Source organism: uncultured Tateyamaria sp., assembly GCF_947494755.1.
Taxonomy (GTDB): Bacteria; Pseudomonadota; Alphaproteobacteria; order Rhodobacterales; family Rhodobacteraceae; genus Tateyamaria.
Window position 1 is genome coordinate 1 of the sequence record NZ_CANLVZ010000056.1, and the last position, 237, is coordinate 237.

Annotated in this window: 1 protein-coding gene; it reads right to left on the bottom strand. The window is 54.4% G+C overall.

Annotation, left to right across the window (positions count from 1 at the left end):
- A partial coding sequence (locus tag Q0908_RS20340; RefSeq protein WP_299289121.1) for a transposase occupies positions 1–237 on the bottom strand: 237 nt, incomplete at both ends.

Consider the following 237-nt stretch of genomic DNA (forward strand, 5'->3'; position numbering starts at 1 on the left):
CAGTAAATGACGAGTGCGGCGAGGGCGATTGCTGACAGGAAGACCTTTGGGCATCTATCGTAACGGGTTGCCACACGCCGCCAATCCTTCAATCTGCCGAACATGATCTCAATCCGGTTGCGCCGTTTGTAGCGACGCTTGTCGTACTTCACCGGCTTCTTCCGCTGTTTCCGGTCAGGGATACAGGCGCGTATCCCTTTGTCTTTTAACGCTTCTCGGAACCAATCGGCGTCATAG